This is a genomic window from Photobacterium phosphoreum, from assembly GCF_002954725.1.
Taxonomy (GTDB): domain Bacteria; phylum Pseudomonadota; class Gammaproteobacteria; order Enterobacterales; family Vibrionaceae; genus Photobacterium; species Photobacterium phosphoreum.
This window is the reverse complement of the sequence record NZ_MSCQ01000003.1, coordinates 47,583-64,404: the sequence shown is the minus strand read 5'-3', so window position 1 is coordinate 64,404 and position 16,822 is coordinate 47,583. Positions and strand designations below refer to the sequence as shown.

13 protein-coding genes are annotated in these 16,822 nt (G+C 42.8%); 9 read left to right on the top strand and 4 right to left on the bottom strand.

Annotated elements, in window-relative coordinates; genetic code table 11:
* Positions 1–95 precede the first annotated feature (95 nt).
* Genes folB through BTO21_RS18155 form a run of 3 tightly spaced genes read left to right on the top strand, consistent with a single transcriptional unit; the run spans position 96 to position 1,782 of the window.
* On the top strand, positions 96–449 hold the full coding sequence (gene folB / locus BTO21_RS18165) for a dihydroneopterin aldolase (RefSeq protein WP_065192313.1): 354 nt from the start codon (positions 96–98) through the stop codon (positions 447–449).
* Positions 449–928, top strand: coding sequence for a 2-amino-4-hydroxy-6-hydroxymethyldihydropteridine diphosphokinase (gene folK, locus BTO21_RS18160; protein WP_045027953.1), 480 nt, complete (start codon positions 449–451; stop codon positions 926–928). Before folB ends, folK begins: the two co-directional genes overlap by 1 nt.
* 50 nt (positions 929–978) lie before the next feature.
* Complete coding sequence (locus BTO21_RS18155) at positions 979–1,782, top strand: undecaprenyl-diphosphate phosphatase (RefSeq protein WP_045027951.1); 804 nt, start codon at positions 979–981, stop codon at positions 1,780–1,782.
* Between the two features lie 62 nt (positions 1,783–1,844).
* On the opposite strand, the gene BTO21_RS18150 is transcribed toward BTO21_RS18155, so the two are convergent.
* On the bottom strand, positions 1,845–3,074 hold the full coding sequence (locus BTO21_RS18150) for a multifunctional CCA addition/repair protein (protein ID WP_045027950.1): 1,230 nt from the start codon (positions 3,072–3,074) through the stop codon (positions 1,845–1,847).
* 277 nt (positions 3,075–3,351) lie between these two features.
* Between BTO21_RS18150 and BTO21_RS18145 the strand changes: the two genes are divergently transcribed.
* Complete coding sequence (locus BTO21_RS18145) at positions 3,352–4,977, top strand: AAA family ATPase (protein ID WP_045027948.1); 1,626 nt, start codon at positions 3,352–3,354, stop codon at positions 4,975–4,977.
* Positions 4,977–5,954, top strand: coding sequence for a general secretion pathway protein GspB (locus BTO21_RS18140; protein WP_045027946.1), 978 nt, complete (start codon positions 4,977–4,979; stop codon positions 5,952–5,954). Before BTO21_RS18145 ends, BTO21_RS18140 begins: the two co-directional genes overlap by 1 nt.
* A 102-nt stretch (positions 5,955–6,056) precedes the next feature.
* Here BTO21_RS18140 and BTO21_RS18135 read toward each other — a convergent pair whose 3' ends face one another.
* The 3 genes from BTO21_RS18135 to BTO21_RS18125 all read right to left on the bottom strand — a co-directional run bounded on the left by BTO21_RS18135 (position 6,057) and on the right by BTO21_RS18125 (position 8,761).
* A complete protein-coding gene (locus BTO21_RS18135) occupies positions 6,057–6,668 on the bottom strand; it encodes a TIGR04211 family SH3 domain-containing protein (protein ID WP_065192318.1) in 612 nt (203 codons plus the stop codon).
* Positions 6,669–6,783: 115 nt separating this feature from the next.
* The gene (locus BTO21_RS18130) at positions 6,784–8,049 is read right to left on the bottom strand and encodes an inorganic phosphate transporter (protein ID WP_045027943.1); all 1,266 of its coding nucleotides are present in this window, start codon (positions 8,047–8,049) and stop codon (positions 6,784–6,786) included.
* Positions 8,050–8,080: 31 nt separating this feature from the next.
* A complete protein-coding gene (locus BTO21_RS18125; RefSeq protein ID WP_045027941.1) occupies positions 8,081–8,761 on the bottom strand; it encodes a TIGR00153 family protein in 681 nt (226 codons plus the stop codon).
* A 185-nt stretch (positions 8,762–8,946) separates the two neighbouring features.
* Here BTO21_RS18125 and BTO21_RS18120 point away from each other — a divergent pair, with 185 nt between their 5' ends.
* From BTO21_RS18120 to hldE, 4 genes are all read left to right on the top strand, one after another.
* The gene (locus BTO21_RS18120; protein ID WP_045027939.1) at positions 8,947–10,461 is read left to right on the top strand and encodes a CYTH and CHAD domain-containing protein; all 1,515 of its coding nucleotides are present in this window, start codon (positions 8,947–8,949) and stop codon (positions 10,459–10,461) included.
* A 273-nt stretch (positions 10,462–10,734) separates the two neighbouring features.
* Positions 10,735–12,321 carry a methyl-accepting chemotaxis protein gene (locus tag BTO21_RS18115; protein WP_045027937.1) on the top strand — a complete coding sequence of 529 codons (1,587 nt, stop codon included), beginning with the start codon at positions 10,735–10,737 and terminating at the stop codon, positions 12,319–12,321.
* Between the two features lie 110 nt (positions 12,322–12,431).
* Positions 12,432–15,320, top strand: coding sequence for a bifunctional [glutamate--ammonia ligase]-adenylyl-L-tyrosine phosphorylase/[glutamate--ammonia-ligase] adenylyltransferase (gene glnE / locus BTO21_RS18110; protein WP_105026966.1), 2,889 nt, complete (start codon positions 12,432–12,434; stop codon positions 15,318–15,320).
* 71 nt (positions 15,321–15,391) lie between these two features.
* Positions 15,392–16,822, top strand: coding sequence for a bifunctional D-glycero-beta-D-manno-heptose-7-phosphate kinase/D-glycero-beta-D-manno-heptose 1-phosphate adenylyltransferase HldE (gene hldE, locus BTO21_RS18105; RefSeq protein ID WP_045027936.1), 1,431 nt, complete (start codon positions 15,392–15,394; stop codon positions 16,820–16,822).

Genomic DNA, 16,822 nt, shown 5'->3' with positions numbered 1-16,822 from the left:
CTGTTAGCATTGATTAACGCTAACGTATATAGCCTGATAATACGCGTTTTTGTGTGTATTAGGTATCCGACCTCTAACAAAATTAGCGATTAAATATGGACATGGTATTTATAGAACAACTTGAAGTTATCGCCACTATTGGAGTGTATGACTGGGAACAACAGATCAAGCAAAAATTGGTAGTAGATTTGGAGATGGCTCACGATAATCGTCCTGCAGCGATGAGTGACGATGTTAATTTAGCCTTAGATTATTCGACGGTGAGTACTGCCGTTACTGAACATATTACCCAAGGTCGTTTTTTGTTAGTTGAGCGTGTCGCTGAAGATATCGCCAGTTTAATTATGACGCGCTTTGCGGTGCCTTGGATCAAAGTACGGATCACAAAACCCGGTGCTATTGCTAATGCGCGCGGGGTCGGGGTCCAAATTGAACGAGGTATTAAGTAGTGATCACCGCTTATATCAGCATTGGCAGCAATATTGAGCGTGAACATTATTTACCGGCCGGTATCGCAGCTGTCACGCAATTGGCAACCTCATGGCGAATGTCGCGTGTATTTGAAGCAGAGCCGGTTGGTTTTGATGGCGATAACTTTTTTAATAGTGTGGTTGAAATAACAACATCACTCCCATTGACGGTGTTACAGCAGTCATTAAAAGACATTGAGCGTCAACTGGGACGACCCGAAGCTGCGACTAAAAATCAAAGCCGTACTATTGATCTCGATATTTTACTGTATGGCGACGTGATCAGTGAATGCTCCCCGACGTTACCACGTTCCGATTTGTATAAATTTGCATTTGTACTGTGGCCGATGAGTGAGTTATGCCCAGAGTTGGTTATTCCTGGGCAACATTACACGATTGCTGAATTATGGCAAAAATTTTCACCTCAACAGCAACTATGGCCTGTTGAATTATCTTGAGTAAGCGATTACTTACATTGATAGTTAAAAATATAAATTAAGGATAATGAATGAGTCACTTTGAAGCGATTATGCTTGCCCTGTTACAGGGATTAACAGAGTTCTTACCTGTATCAAGCTCTGCCCATCTTATTTTACCGTCAGAAATACTAGGGTGGCCGGATCAAGGGTTAGCATTTGATGTTGCTGTGCATGTTGGTACGTTATTAGCCGTAATGATTTATTTCCGTAAAGAAGTCGTTACATTGCTGGGTGCGTGGCTAGCTTCAATTTTTAAACGTCAACATAATGCCGAGTCTAAATTGGCATGGATGATTGTTATTTCAACCATCCCTGCCTGTATTTTTGGCTTGTTGATGAAAGACTTCATTGAAATGTATTTGCGTTCAGCGTGGGTGATTGCTTGTACAACCATCATTTTTGGTTTGCTGCTATGGTGGGTCGATAAGCATGCTAAGCAAACGGATAATGAATATCAAACCACATGGAAAAGTGCAGTATTAATTGGTTTAGCACAAGCGGCTGCGATCATTCCTGGTACGTCTCGCTCTGGTGCAACCATGACAGCGGCATTATATTTAGGCTTTACACGTGAGGCGGCAGCACGGTTCTCATTCTTAATGTCGATTCCAATTATTCTGTTAGCTGGCGGGTACTTAGGGTTGAAATTGGTCACTGGTGTTGAGCCGATTGATGTCAGTAATCTTAGTATCGGGATCGCGGTCTCTTTTGTTAGTGCATATGCGTGTATTCACGTATTCTTAAAGTTAGTTACTCGTATTGGTATGACACCGTTTGTTATTTATCGTTTAATTTTAGGTGTCGGTCTATTCCTGTATTTATGGTCTAAATAACGCTATCAATTAGTGTGTTACAAAAAAGCCGACATCATGTCGGCTTTTTTAATGAGTTGATATTACGCGCGAGTTTGTTGTAAATACTCATCAACCGCGTAAGCACGTGCTTGAGCTAATTGTTGTTTGATATCAGCGCCGGTAAAACCTGCAGCAATAATCGGCGCGACAGGGACAGCTTGGGCGATAGCAAACACGGCTATCACGATATCTGCTTGTGGGTAGAGGGTATCTTCTAAGCCTAGACGACCACGAGCATCAGCACGACAGCATGTTGCTAGTTGAGTGATACGCTCCGGTTTTCGCCAACCATCTATTTGGTCAAAAATAGTAATAAAAGTACTCGCCCGCATTTCTTGGGCGTGGTGGATTTTAGTATGTTGCGCGCAAACTAATAACGCAAGATCGCGATAGTCATTGGGTACTTTGATCCGTTGGCAGAGTCTTTTTATCGGTTTAATGCCATCGCGACAATGGGTTTTATGGTGAGGTAAATCATCTTTTGGGGATAATGCCTTACCAAGATCGTGCACTTGGGCGGCAAAACGAATGATCGTATTGTCACTGAGTAATGCTGCTTGTTTAGCAACCAATAGCGTATGAATGCCGCAATCTATTTCAGGATGCCATTTCGCTGGTTGGGGGACCCCAAATAATGCATCGAGCTCTGGCATGATCACCGCGAGTGCGCCACATTGACGTAATACGGTTAAAAAGATTTGTGGATCATTACTTGAGAGTGATTTTTGCCACTCTTTCCAAACCCGCTCTGGGGTTAAATTTGCTAACTCACCACTGATGACAATTTCTTGCATTAACGCCATGGTTTCGGCTGCAATGGTAAAACCAAGATGAGCAAAACGGGCGGCAAAACGTGCAATCCGCAATACTCGCAGTGGATCTTCGCTAAATGCAGGTGAAACATGACGTAAAATTTTATGTTCTAGATCGTGTTGACCACCGTAAGGATCGATTAACTGCCCGTGTTGATCTTGAGCAATAGCATTGATGGTTAAATCCCGTCGTAATAAATCTTGTTCAAGGGTAACATCAGCGGCTGCGTAACACGTAAAGCCAGTATAACCATGGCCTGATTTACGTTCAGTACGCGCCAGAGCGTATTCTTGTTTGGTTCGAGGATGCAGAAACACCGGAAAATCACTGCCAATTTGTTCATAACCTAAATCAAGCATGGTCGCTGGGGTTGTGCCGACAACAACCCAGTCTTGATCTGTTGTAGGTAAGCCTAATAAGGTGTCGCGAACAGCACCGCCGACAAGATAGGTTTGCAATGAAGACTCCTTAAAACCACGCAGGGGCTAATAGTTGTAGATCACAATGAAAAGTCATTATTATCACAGCATGATAATGTTAATCGGTATTATGTTGTTAACCAATATACACTGATTTATTCAGTCACCATGATAGCAAATATCGATCAGTAATGAGAGTTTGTCTGTATTCAGTGGTGTTTATATTGTTGATGATCTTGTTGAACGATGATTGAATGCGCTTATCAATAGTGTCGACAAATTTATTCCTAAATAATTTACGTATCAGAGTATATATATGTACCAAGATTTTTTTGGCATAACCGAAGCGCCATTCTCAATTGTGCCAAGTGCCCGTTTTCTCTATCTCAGTGAGCGTCATCGAGAAGCATTGACACACATGTTGTCAGGGTTAACTGATGGCGGTGGTTTTGGGCTGTTAACCGGTGAGGTTGGCACTGGAAAAACCACGGTATTACGGGCAATGATTTCGCGGTTGCCACAGCAAGCACAAGTGGCTGTTATTTTAAATCCGGCACTATCATCCCATGACTTATTGGCTACTATTTGTGATGAATTAGGCTTAAATTACCGTGATGAAGCCAGTTTTAAGCAACTAACCGATATTATTTATCAGCATCTTATTGCTAACCATGCCGCAGGTCGACAGACACTACTGTTAGTGGATGAGGCCCAGCATTTAATGCCGGATGTGTTAGAACAATTACGGTTATTGACTAATTTGGAAACGGATAGTCGAAAATTATTAAAAGTGGTGTTAATTGGTCAGCCGGAATTACAACAATTATTACAGCAAGAGCGTTTACGCCAATTAGCCCAACGGATCACTTCCCGTTATCATTTGTTACCGCTGACGGAAACAGAAGTCAGTGAGTATATTCATTACCGCTTGAGTGCTGTTGATTGTCTTTATCCAGTATTTAATGCCAATGTTATCAGCTATATCGCTAAACAAACGCAAGGCGTACCAAGGCTAATAAATTTAGTGTGTGATAAGTCAATGCAGCTAGCGTGTCAGAGTGGTGTGCACAGCGTTACTAAAGTAATGGCGATTCAAGCGTGTGAAGATATTTTAAGTTGGCAGGTACCATCAGCAGCATCTTCTCGTTCAACCCTATCGTGGCTGCCTTGGACTGTTGCGGCAACGTTATGTGGGGTAATGGCAACGGTAGCATGGCAATATCAATCGCCAACCCGTGTGTCGCAGCCATTAGTCGCAACCACGGTGATGAATCAAGTTTCTGTTCCCGTAAAAACGGCTGTTCCTGGTGTTGAAACCGCAGCAACGAGCGTTGAGTCACGTTTAGTTGCAGTGATCAATGATAGTCGTAAGCAACGTAATGCGATGCAAAGTCTGTATCAATTATGGGGATTTGAGACTGCGTTAAATCAAGCAACTTGCGCCACCAGTTCTCGCATTGCATTAACTTGCTCTTCTGGATCAACAACATTAGCGCGCTTAGGATTGATTAATCGACCTGTGATCGTAACCTTAAAAGATGGTCAACAATTACCATTTTATGCGGTGGTATATGCGATTACTGATGATCGAATTGAATTGTTATTAGATCATCAACGTATTTCTGTGACCCCAACTTGGTTTGAAGCGCGTTGGGACGGTCAATTTAGTGTGTTATGGCGTCCACCGTTAGGGGATAAGACCACCATTCGTTTTGGTCAAAGTGGGGATCGAGTTACATGGTTGAATCAGCAATTGAATTCGTATTTGGGTGAAAATGGACCCCAAGTTGGTTATTTTGATCAAACGGTATTAGAAAAATTACGACGTTTTCAGCGTGCGCAAGATATTGCAGCCGATGGTATTGCTGGACCGATGACGCTGATGATCCTTGATTCGGCACTTAATCTTCCTGGGCCAACGTTACAACCGGAGCAAGCATAATGTCTCAGTTATTAACGGCATTAAAGCAATCAGATGAAAAGAATACTAACCAATCAAGCTTAGGAAAGAGTGATGGTGAGCCAATGAAAATTGTCCATCCTATGCGTGCTGTCAAAGCACAACAATCACGATCGAAGTGGATTGTACCGATAATTATTGCGTTATTACCCGCAGCCTCAGTTGTGGCGTATAAGGTTTATCAACAGCATTCAGTAGTGCCGATACCGGCCTTAAATGATCAGCGAGCAGCAGATGATCAGCGAACACCGACCAAAACGGCATTATCAACACCCGTTAATAGCGTCTTGCAAGCGCCTAAAAAGCCACTATTAGATCAAACCGTCGCGAATACTGATGTGATTTTTATGGCGTATCCTGACTTGGTGACTGAGCCATTGCCTATCAGTGATAGTCTTTACTCGGCCTCTCCAGCCTATACTTCACACACACAGACCAAAAGCCCGTCCAATAATCAGAGGGATGATGACCAATATACTGATCTTGGACCAACATATGATGATGTAGTGTCGATTAAGCCAGTAAAACACGCTTCTAAAGCATTACCAGCATCCCATGACCCTTATAAGCTAGATAACCTCGATTTATCTGATTTACCGCCAGAACTTGCAGCTAAGCTCAAATCAGCGATTGTGGCGACTGACGGTGAACAATATCCAGATAGTGATGTTGATCGTAGTGCCACCGAGCGTCGTCAGGCTTCTACTGCTGCAAAAACCAATGTTATTCCGATTGGGTTATTACCGAGTTCTGTGCAACACCAGTTACCGAAGATGAATTTTAATCAGCATATTTACTCTTCTACGCCAGCGAAACGGTGGGTGAAAGTTAATGGTAATGAACGTCATCAGGGTGATGTGATTGCACCTGGAGTAAAGTTAGTGAAAATTGAAGCGCGGGATGTGATTTTGGCATTTGACGGCTATCAATTTAGCATGCCAGCGTTATCTGAATGGTAATAGTAACAGTCAATTAATTAACCAAAAGGCAGCTAATATGATAGCTGCCTTTTTATTGTCTATTTGGATGGTTCTATTAACGACGGTGAAGATCTTGGTAGATTATGCCCAACCATTGGTACGTTTGCGACGACGAGGGGTGATATGGGGTAGCAATAATCCAAATAACAATCCGACGCCAGCAACTAAGCCGCCATAAGTAAACCATTTCATCAACAGGTCATCTTTTTGGGTATCAATTTTGGCACGTAACGTTCGAATTTCATCTTGAATAATCGTTAATTCATTTTGTAATTGAGTATTGCGCGTTTCAAATTGATTAATTTGGCTATTACGTTGAACCAAGGTCTTATTGAGTTCACTATTTTGAGCGTTATTGCTCGTTAGTGCTTCAGCCAATTGTGCTTTTACTGTTGTCAGCTCTGTTTCTAAAACGGGTAAACGCTGTTTTAGTGCGACATCCGTTGAAAGGAATTTAGATTCAACCCAGCCACTACGACCACGGTTATCAGTAATACGACTATAGTCTTTATTGGTTTCTAATACTGTTACCGGTTCGCCAGCATTAACACTACCGACAATACGGTATTGACTGCCAGGACCTTTTAATAGGTATGTATATAAATTGTCGGAAATATAATGAGGTTGTTCAGCATTAGCTATCGGGCTAATCAGTGTAAAACAGAACAAAAAAAAACTTATGAGATGCTTCACTATCGAATCCTTGATGAACCTGAAATGGTTAGAGATCGAGGATAGTAAGGGCTTTACGGGAAGGGAGCAAGAAAAGAGAGAGGGGGAGACCTCTCTCTTTGAACTCTGCCACTCTTTAACTAAATACTGCTTGTATTATGTAGAAGAAGATGATGGCAAGTAAAGCACCTGCCGGCAAAGTAACAATCCATGATGCAACGATGTTGCGAACAACACCAAGGTTAAGAGCAGCAATGCCGCGAGCAAAACCAACACCCAATACCGCACCAACAAGTGTTTGTGTGGTTGAGATTGGTAAACCCGTGCCTGATGCTATAACAACAGTCGACGCTGTTGCTAACTGAGCTGCAAAACCACGGCTCGGTGTTAACTCAGTGATGCCTGTACCTACGGTAGCCATTACTTTATGACCAAGAGTCGCTAGACCGATGACGATACCAATACCACCTAGAGGAAGGATCCACCATGCGATTTGGCTTTGCGCTGCAATTTGACCTGAGTTCTCAATGGTTGAAACAACCGCTGATAGTGGACCAATTGCATTTGCTACGTCGTTTGAACCATGGGCAAATGCCATTGCACACGCCGTAACAACCATCAATACGCTAAATACACTCTCAACGCCTGCATAACCATTACTATCTACTAGATCGTCATCAGCATATTTGCGCTGAATGTAGAAGTAACCTACAACCATGATGACAAAAGAGACACCAATGGATGCCATCCAAGCTTCACCCGTTGTTAGATGCAAACCTATATGTTTCAAACCCTTCTTAATTGTTACCAATGCAATGACCATCGCTGTGATAAACATATAAATGGGAACGAAACGCTTTGCATTTGCCATCGGGTTATCAGTATCAAAGATTAATCGTTGAGCACTGATGAAAATTAGATACGCAAATATACCGGCAATAAGCGGTGTAATTAGCCAGCTACCCACAATACCTTGAATTGAATGCCAATCCACTGCATTGGTGCCAACTGACACACAGGCAAAACCGATGATAGCACCGATAATTGAGTGTGTTGTTGAAACAGGCCAGCCCATAAAAGAAGCGACAAGTAGCCATGTACCAGCAGCAAGAAGCGCTGACATCATGCCAAAAACTAGGGTTTCAGGGTGGGCCGCATATAGAGAAGTTTCGATAACACCCTGTCGAATAGTATCGGTAACTTCACCACCTGCAAGATAAGCACCTGCAAATTCAAAAATCATCGCAATGATGATCGCTTGTTTTACTGTAAGTGCTTTTGAACCAACTGAAGTACCCATGGCATTGGCAACATCATTTGCACCAATACCAATCGCCATCAAAAGACCAAAAAAAGCTGCCACTCCGATTAATAGAGTGCCGTAGTTAGCCAGGATTTCCATTGTAAAACCTTGTTTTGTTAAATTCTCGTTATTAAGAACGCGAAAGCATAATTTCTAAACGTGAGCCGACCCGCTGTGCTTGATCAGCAATTGCGCCTACCCACTCGAGAATTTTGTACAGGAACATGACATCCACCGGGCTGTGTTGGTCTTCGATGGACATTAATTGTTGGCGTAAGACAATCTGCATAGCATCGGTATCGTCTTCGATAACATCTAGCTGATTAATCATTTCGGCGACAAGCGTCACTTCTCTGCCTTTGAAACCAGTTTCGAGTAATTCATCCAATTCATTGATTACACGGCGAGCTTGATCAGCCGCGTCTAAGCAACGTTGAATATATGCCACGAAGTCTGGGTACATGATAGCAGGCATTTGTAGCTTACGACCTAAGACTCGACCAGCGATATCTTTAGAGAGGTTAGCGAGTTTGTCCTGCTGGGTTAACAGTCCTAACATATCAGTACGATCTACTGGCATGAAAAGACCACGAGGAAGCTTCAGACGGATCTCACGCTTGAGTACATCCGCATCTTTTTCAAGTTGCGATATCTGTTCGCGTAAAACGGCCGCCTTTTCCCAATCTCCAGCATTACATGCCTCGAAGAACGGGATAAGCAGATCACAACACTCAGTTACGCGAATAACATGGCGTTGTAGTGGTTTGATTGGGGATTTTGCAAAGAGCCCCATTATTGTATTTACTGGCATAGCCGATCAACCTAAAGAGCGCCCGAATAAGGCTAAATCTTGAGCGATGGTCATTGAATCGCGCATTTTAACGTATTAAAGAGTATAGTGGAACTAGTTTTGATCAAGGTTTTATTGATATTTCTCACTTGCCCTTGAGTGAATAAGCAAATATCCTTGGTTTGCCACCGTTTATAGGTATAACTATGGAAACCGAGATAGAACTGAAGTTTTTTGTCTTACCAGAATTTTCAACTCAGCTGGTGGGAAAAATTTCCGCAGCTAAAATTCTGCAACAGAGCCGTCGAGAGTTGGGTAATATTTACTTTGACACTCCCGATCAAGTATTGCGCCAACATGATATCGGTTTACGTATTCGTCGTTTTGATGATGTGTTTGTTCAAACATTAAAAACGGCAGGCCGTGTTGTTGCTGGATTACATCAGCGTCCTGAATACAATGTTGAAGTGAATAGTACGGCACCAAGTTTAGCGCTTCATCCCGCAGATGCTTGGCCTCACGACTTTGATATTGTTGCTGTTCAGCAGCAAATTCAACCATTATTTAGTACTGATTTTACTCGTCAGCAATGGTTAGTAGCAATGCCAGATGGTAGCCAAATTGAATTAGCATTTGATCATGGTGAAGTGAGTGTCGATGATAAACGCTCGCCAATTTGTGAAGTAGAACTAGAACTTAAATCGGGTCAGACAGACGCTTTATTCACTTTAGCGCGTGAATTATGCGTTGATGGTGGAATGCGGTTAGGTAATCTTAGCAAGGCTGCTCGTGGCTACCGACTTGCTGCTGATTATCAAGGCGATCCTATCAAGTCGTTAGTTTTTGTTGAGACAACGTCTCAAGATTCAGTTGAAACTACATTTATTAATACGCTTGAACATGCGTTAGAGCATTGGCTGTATCATGAGCAAATTTATGTGGAACGCCAAGATCCGCAAGCGTTAATACAAATTTCACAAGCGTTAAGTTTACTTCGTCAAACTTTCGCGACGTTTGGCGGTATCATTCCTCGTCGTGCTAGTGCCTTGTTACGTCAAGAATTGCAATGGCTAGAAGGTGAGCTTGATTGGTTGGAAGAAGCGAACAGTATTCAGGCGTTGATTGACGATAAAGCCTATGTATTACGTAAGCTTAATGTTCGTAAAGCGTTACAACAGCAATTAGAACTTCGTTACGTACAATTACCTGATAGTGACGATATGATCCAATTGATGCGATCTGCGCGCTATTGTGGATTATTGTTAGATCTCAGCCGTTGGATTTTAAGCCGAGGCTGGCAGCCATTCCTTGATGATAAGTCCCGCGACAAGTTAGCGGCTCCCGTAAAAGGTTTTGCTGATAATATGTTAACCCGTTCATGGTCGGAATTACTTGATGTATTTCCTGCAGAGCGTCAGCTGAGTCGAATTGATTACCTTGATCAAAAGCCACGTTTAGTCCGTAATTTGATGAGTGGTATTGCTTTTGCAGGCTTATATGATGAAGATCGTCGCGCTTGTTTTAGAATGCCATGGTTAGATTTATTACAAGGCCTAGAAGATTTACGTGAATTAGAACCGATTCGACAGTTATTACCTTTATTTGAAGGTGATGACTTAGCGCAAATTGAAAAATGGCTGCAGCGTCAAGAAGAGTCATTATTACATGCCATGAGTCAGACTCGGCAGATCAGTATTGAGCTAACCCCTTACTGGCCGTAATAGGTAACGAGTTAGTCTTAAATATCAACGCCTCGCTTTATGCGGGGCGTTGTTGTTTTTATACTGATCACAACGTTACGGATACCATCATTGATGTGGTATCGGTCATGTTTTAAAGAATATCTTAGGTTGTTGGCTAAATATTTAATCACGGATGTCGATAACTAATTCAGAGAGTAAAGCAATGATGCTTATGGATGATATTACGGCTGGCGAATAATGCCGTCACTGCCAAGGTGAATGGTGTAAACGTTAGTGATACGGAGATGATGAATGGCGACGCTAATGTTTAAACCGTGGGAAAAGTGGTTAACCAACCTCAAATTAAGACCAAAATTGATACTATTAATGGTATTTAGTACGTTGCTGTTAATTGGTAAGCAGCTATGGGATGCGGAATTATTCTATCAAGCAGTGATCGCCAATCAGCAAGATAAAGTACAGCAATTAGCGGTGTCTAATGCGCAGATGCTAACGGCATTAATAACTGCTGAGGCCAAATCTGCTGCGGTAGTACCGGCATTATCTTCAACAATGACCAATAATGGCGTCTACGTTATTGATTATAGTGATGGTGGCATGCTAGATAAATCTGATCTTAAACAAGTGATTAATCTAAAACAGCTGCTTAAAAGTGGTCAAACACTGAGTGCTATTATTAATAATAATCAAAATAATCAGGCTTTTACGCTGCAAGATAATAGCGGTAATGGCTATATTGTAAAGCTACCGACCTTAAAGTTAGCGGTGATTAGCTATCAATCCAATGCGCAGGCATTCGCCTATTATCAGCAATACTTGTTCCAAATTGTGTGGCAAACCACCTTGATGGTGGCGATTTTTATTCTAGTATTATTTCTCGTATCACGGATTATGTTGCGTCAGATTAGCTATATTCAGCAACGTATTCAGGCATTAACTTGTTATGATTTATCTCCGCCAATAGTGATGGAATGCCGTGATGAGTTTGGTGATCTGAGCCGAGAACTTGAACAGAGTCGCATTCAGCTTACCACGGTATTTATTGCTCAGCGACAGGCAGCAAAAGCCCTCTTACAATCAGCTGAAATGATGTCACTAATGATGGATCAAACTAAACAATCGGCTCAAGAAGAGTTTGCTGAGATTGATCAATTAGCTTCAGCAATGGCAGAAATGACCTCGACAGTACAAACCGTTGCGGGTCATGCTCGTGATGCATCGAATGCAACCCTTGATACCTCAGAGCAAGCGGCAACAGGGCAGCAGTTTGTCAGTCGTACGATGGTGACGATTAACCAACTATCGAATGACATTACTCAATCAGCTGGTGCCGTTAATCAAGTGGAAACTCGAGTGGATAAAATAAGCTCAGTGATTGTGACGATTCAAAGTATTTCAGAACAAACTAATCTATTAGCACTTAATGCTGCCATTGAAGCGGCGCGAGCGGGAGACGCTGGGCGTGGTTTTGCAGTCGTGGCGGATGAAGTGCGTAATCTCGCTCAGCGCACTCAAACTGCGACGGTTGAAATCCAAGATATGATCGCGCAGTTGCAGCAAAGTGCACAGCAAGCCGTTCATTTAATGGAACGCAGTGTTGTTGAAGCGGCGGAAGGGGTTGAATTAGTCACCAGTGCGGGAGGTGAATTGAATAAAATCGTTGAACAAATTCAGCAGATTAATGATATGAACTTTCAGATTGCCGCAGCTGCAGAGCAACAAAGTACCGTTGCTGATGAAATGAACCTCAACTTAACCAATGTGCGAGAATTAGTCGATGGCTCGGTAGGTGTCGTTACTGAGTTAGCACAAACTGCTGTAGACATGCATCAGCAAGCCAATGATCTTGAAACCAAAATAGCCACGTTTAACGTGTAAATAAACTGCTGTTGGTTCGATAAAATAAAATTATAACGCCCATCGCTTGATGGGCGTTTTTGTATGCTAAATTAGAACTCTTTATCGAGTTACTTGTTCAAGGACAGCACATGGCGACCGAAAAACCATACCCATATCCAACTATTAATCATTGTAGCGATATCGTTATCGCCGCAGATTTAGCGTGGGAAAAATTAGCTCAGCAACAGCCACAACAGTTGGCGTTATGGCAAGGGGATGCTAAAGACGAATTGTATGCCATGTTAGGGCTGAGTGATTTTATTAGTGCTTCTTTACAACAGGACGCGCAGTTACTTGGATGGTTATTTGAACAGCGTCAGTACTGTGTGGCGATTGATTATCGTGAGTTATTGAGCCAACAACTTGCCCAAGTAACCGATGAAGCCAGTTTGATGCGTAGTTTGCGTCATTTTAGACGTCGCTATATGACGTTAATCGCATGGCAAGATTTTAGCCAGCAGGCATCTTTGCAGTATAGCCTCGCTTGTTTATCACAATTGGCAGAAGCGTTGATCATGGAAGCGTATCATTGGCTTTATCGCCAATGTTGCACCGAGTGGGGCACGCCAATGAATGATCAGGGCGAACCACAGCCAATGTTAATTTTAGGCATGGGTAAACTGGGCGGGGGGGAGCTGAATTTTTCTTCGGATATTGATCTTATTTTTACTTACCCTGAAAACGGTGAAACGGTCGGCGGTCGACGTAGCCTTGCCAATGCCCAGTTTTTTACTCGCTTAGGGCAGCGCTTGATCAAAGCGCTTGATCAAGTCACTTTTGATGGCTTTTGTTATCGGGTTGATATGCGGTTACGTCCTTTTGGCGATAGCGGACCGTTAGTGATGAGTTATGCGGCATTAGAAGATTACTACCAAGAACAAGGTCGTGATTGGGAACGCTACGCGATGATCAAAGCACGGGTTATGGGTAAAGAAAGTTTTAGCCAATATCAAGGTTTACGCCAAATGCTACGGCCGTTTGTATTTCGACGGTATATCGATTTTAGTGCTATTCAGTCGCTACGTCGCATGAAAGCGATGATTGGCAGTGAGGTGCGTCGGCGTGGCCTGACCAATAATATTAAATTAGGAGCGGGTGGCATTCGAGAAGTTGAATTTATCGCCCAATCTTTTCAATTAATTAGGGGTGGACGTGAACCAAGTTTACGAGGACGGGGTTTATTACCAACCCTTGCTGCAATTAAGGAATTGGCTTTATTACCGCCAGTTGATGTCGATACTTTAACCGCTGGATATTGCCATTTACGTCGCCTAGAAAATCTATTGCAAGCGATTGATGATAAGCAAACCCAAACCTTGCCAGATAAAGCCCTTGATCAAGCACGATTAGCGTGTGCAATGGCAGAGCCCAATTGGGCGGCATTAGTAGTAACGACAGAACAGCATATGAGCGCTATTCATGCCATTTTCGATGATATTATTGGCCATGATGAACAAGATAATCAGCAAGAAGTCGCGACTCAGTATCATGAAATGTGGTCGATGGTGACCAATGAGGACGTATTACTCAGTATTCTGGCTGAATTAGAGGCATCGGAGCAACAGTTACAAGCTCAGAATTTAATGGCTTTTAAACATGAATTATCAAAACGTACCTTAGGTCCTCGTGGGCGTGAAGCTCTAGCAACATTAATGCCTGAAATTTTAGCGCAAGTGGTGTTACGTGATGATGCGGTACAACTGTTACCGCGATTGACGAAATTGATCATTCGTATTGCTACTCGTACCACCTATCTTGAATTACTAACCGAACATCCCGTTGCACTTAAACAGCTTATTAGGCTATGTGCTGCTAGTCCAATGGTGGCGGATCAATTAGCCTTGTATCCGTTGTTATTGGATGAATTGCTTGATCCGCAGCATTTGTATCAGCCAACCCAACTCACCAGTTATCAAGATGAATTGCGTGAATATCTGGCTCGTATTCCTGAAGAGGATATGGAGCAACAGATGGAAGCGATTCGACAGTTTAAACAAACCCAATTATTACGTATCGCTGCTGCTGATATTGCAGGTGTACTGCCTATAATGAAAGTAAGTGATCACTTAACCTATCTTGCAGAAGCGATTATTGCTGCGGTAGTCAATCAAGCATGGTTACAAATATCAGCAAAATATGGCGAACCGGGTCATTTGTTAGAGCGTCAAAGTAAAGGTTTTGCCGTGATTGGTTATGGCAAAGTCGGTGGTTGGGAATTGGGTTATGGTTCAGATCTTGACTTAGTGTTTGTCCATGATTGCCCTGATAATATCTATACTACCGGTAATAAAGAGATTGATGGACGGCAGTTTTATTTACGTTTAGCGCAACGGATCATACATTTATTTTCAACCCGAACCGCTTCTGGGGTGTTATATGAAGTGGATATGCGTTTACGTCCGTCAGGTGCTTCAGGTTTATTAGTTACTACCGTGAGTGCATTTGGTGAGTATCAGCAGCAACAGGCATGGACATGGGAGCATCAAGCATTAGTACGGGCACGGATGGTATATGGAGATGCAATGTTACAGGCAGCATTTGCTAATGTTCGCCAGCAAGTATTAACAATACCGCGTGATCAGCTTCAATTAGCCGATGATGTGGTTAGTATGCGCCATAAAATGCGGGCGCATCTAGGTAAGAAAAAAGTGGCTATGTTTGGTCTAAAACAAGATCAAGGCGGGATCACTGATATTGAGTTTTTAGCGCAGTATTTAGTGTTAGCTTATGCTCATCAACAACCTGCTTTAACGCGCTGGTCTGATAATGTGCGTATTTTTGAATCATTGGCGGATCATGACATTATTGATAGCACTATCGCGAACCAATTACAGCACGCTTATTGTGATATGCGAAATGCGATACATCGATTGAGTTTGTTAGGTCTGCCTGCATATGTCGATCAGCAGCAATTTGTTGATATGCGGCATATTGTTGAGTTGGTATGGCAACAATGGTTAGAGCCTAATGAGGTTTAGCGGTTATCCTAATGCCCCTCGATTTTAGTTTATGTTAAGATTCGAACGTTGCCATATTCTCGGAGAAAAAAATGAAACTGACGCTGCCTGATTATAACCATGCAGAGGTATTGATTGTTGGCGATGTAATGCTCGATCGTTACTGGACGGGTCCCACTGAACGTATCTCACCAGAAGCGCCAGTGCCAGTGGTTAAAGTTGATCAGATTGAAGAACGCCCGGGTGGCGCGGCCAACGTAGCAATGAATATTGCAGCGTTAGGTGGTCATGCTAAATTGATCGGCTTAACTGGAACGGATGAACCTGCACGTGCATTAACTGAAAAATTGTCGTCACTCAATGTGAGTAGTGATTTTGTTGCATTGGCTGAATATCCCACTATTACTAAATTACGGGTAATGAGCCGTGGTCAGCAGTTGATTCGATTAGATTTTGAAGAAGGCTTTCAGAATGTTGATCCTGCATTAATACTTGAACGTATGCAACCAGCGCTCAAGAATGCGAAGGCCGTGATATTATCGGATTATGCCAAAGGCGCGTTGGTACATGTGCAGGCGATGATTCAATTAGCGCGTGCAGCAAAATTGCCGGTATTGATTGATCCTAAAGGTACCGACTTTGAACGTTACCGTGGTGCAACGTTACTGACGCCGAATTTATCAGAGTTTAAAGCCGTTGTAGGGTGTGTTAATTCTGAGCAAGAGTTAGTCGACAAAGGCATGGCATTAATTGAAAAATTTGATTTTGAAGCCTTATTAGTCACCCGTTCTGAACATGGAATGACACTGCTTGAAAAAGGCGGTGAACCATTACATATGCCGACTTTGGCGCAAGAAGTTTACGATGTGACCGGTGCTGGTGATACGGTTATTTCAGTATTAGCCGCTTCATTGTCAGCAGGTAAATCGTTGTCAGATTCATGCAAGCTTGCGAATGCTGCTGCTGGCGTGGTAGTCGCGAAGTTAGGTACTTCAACCTTATCGACGATTGAATTAACGGAAGCGATCCATGGCAGCCAAGATTGTGGGTTTGGGGTTATTTCTGAATTAGCGCTGGTTGATGCGGTTAAATTAGCCCGTGCCCGTGGTGAAACCGTAGTTATGACCAATGGCTGTTTTGATATTCTTCACGCAGGTCATGTGGCTTACTTAACGCAAGCGGCTAAATTGGGTGATCGTTTAATTGTTGCCGTTAACTCTGATGATTCAGTCAAAGGCTTAAAAGGCCCTGGACGTCCGGTTAATCCTGAAGATCGCCGTATGGCGGTATTAGCAGGTTTAGGTGCGGTTGATTGGGTGGTTCCGTTTACCGAAGAGACACCGCAACGACTAATTAGTGAAGTGTTACCGAGCATTTTAGTTAAAGGTGGTGATTATACACCTGACCAAATTGCGGGTGGCAAAGAAGTGATTGCTGCGGGTGGTCAAGTATTAGTGCTTAATTTTGAAGATGGTTGTTCGACCTCTAAAATCATTGAAGCTATTCGTGGTGGGCGTGGTTAA

Coding starts and splice junctions, on each gene's coding strand:
- BTO21_RS18145 (WP_045027948.1), top strand. CDS start 3,352: ATGTACCAAGATTTTTTTGGCATAACCGAAGCGCCATTCTCAATTGTG.
- BTO21_RS18140 (WP_045027946.1), top strand. CDS start 4,977: ATGTCTCAGTTATTAACGGCATTAAAGCAATCAGATGAAAAGAATACT.
- BTO21_RS18130 (WP_045027943.1), bottom strand. CDS start 8,049: ATGGAAATCCTGGCTAACTACGGCACTCTATTAATCGGAGTGGCAGCT.
- folB (WP_065192313.1), top strand. CDS start 96: ATGGACATGGTATTTATAGAACAACTTGAAGTTATCGCCACTATTGGA.
- BTO21_RS18155 (WP_045027951.1), top strand. CDS start 979: ATGAGTCACTTTGAAGCGATTATGCTTGCCCTGTTACAGGGATTAACA.
- BTO21_RS18115 (WP_045027937.1), top strand. CDS start 10,735: ATGGCGACGCTAATGTTTAAACCGTGGGAAAAGTGGTTAACCAACCTC.
- BTO21_RS18120 (WP_045027939.1), top strand. CDS start 8,947: ATGGAAACCGAGATAGAACTGAAGTTTTTTGTCTTACCAGAATTTTCA.
- hldE (WP_045027936.1), top strand. CDS start 15,392: ATGAAACTGACGCTGCCTGATTATAACCATGCAGAGGTATTGATTGTT.
- glnE (WP_105026966.1), top strand. CDS start 12,432: ATGGCGACCGAAAAACCATACCCATATCCAACTATTAATCATTGTAGC.
- BTO21_RS18125 (WP_045027941.1), bottom strand. CDS start 8,761: ATGCCAGTAAATACAATAATGGGGCTCTTTGCAAAATCCCCAATCAAA.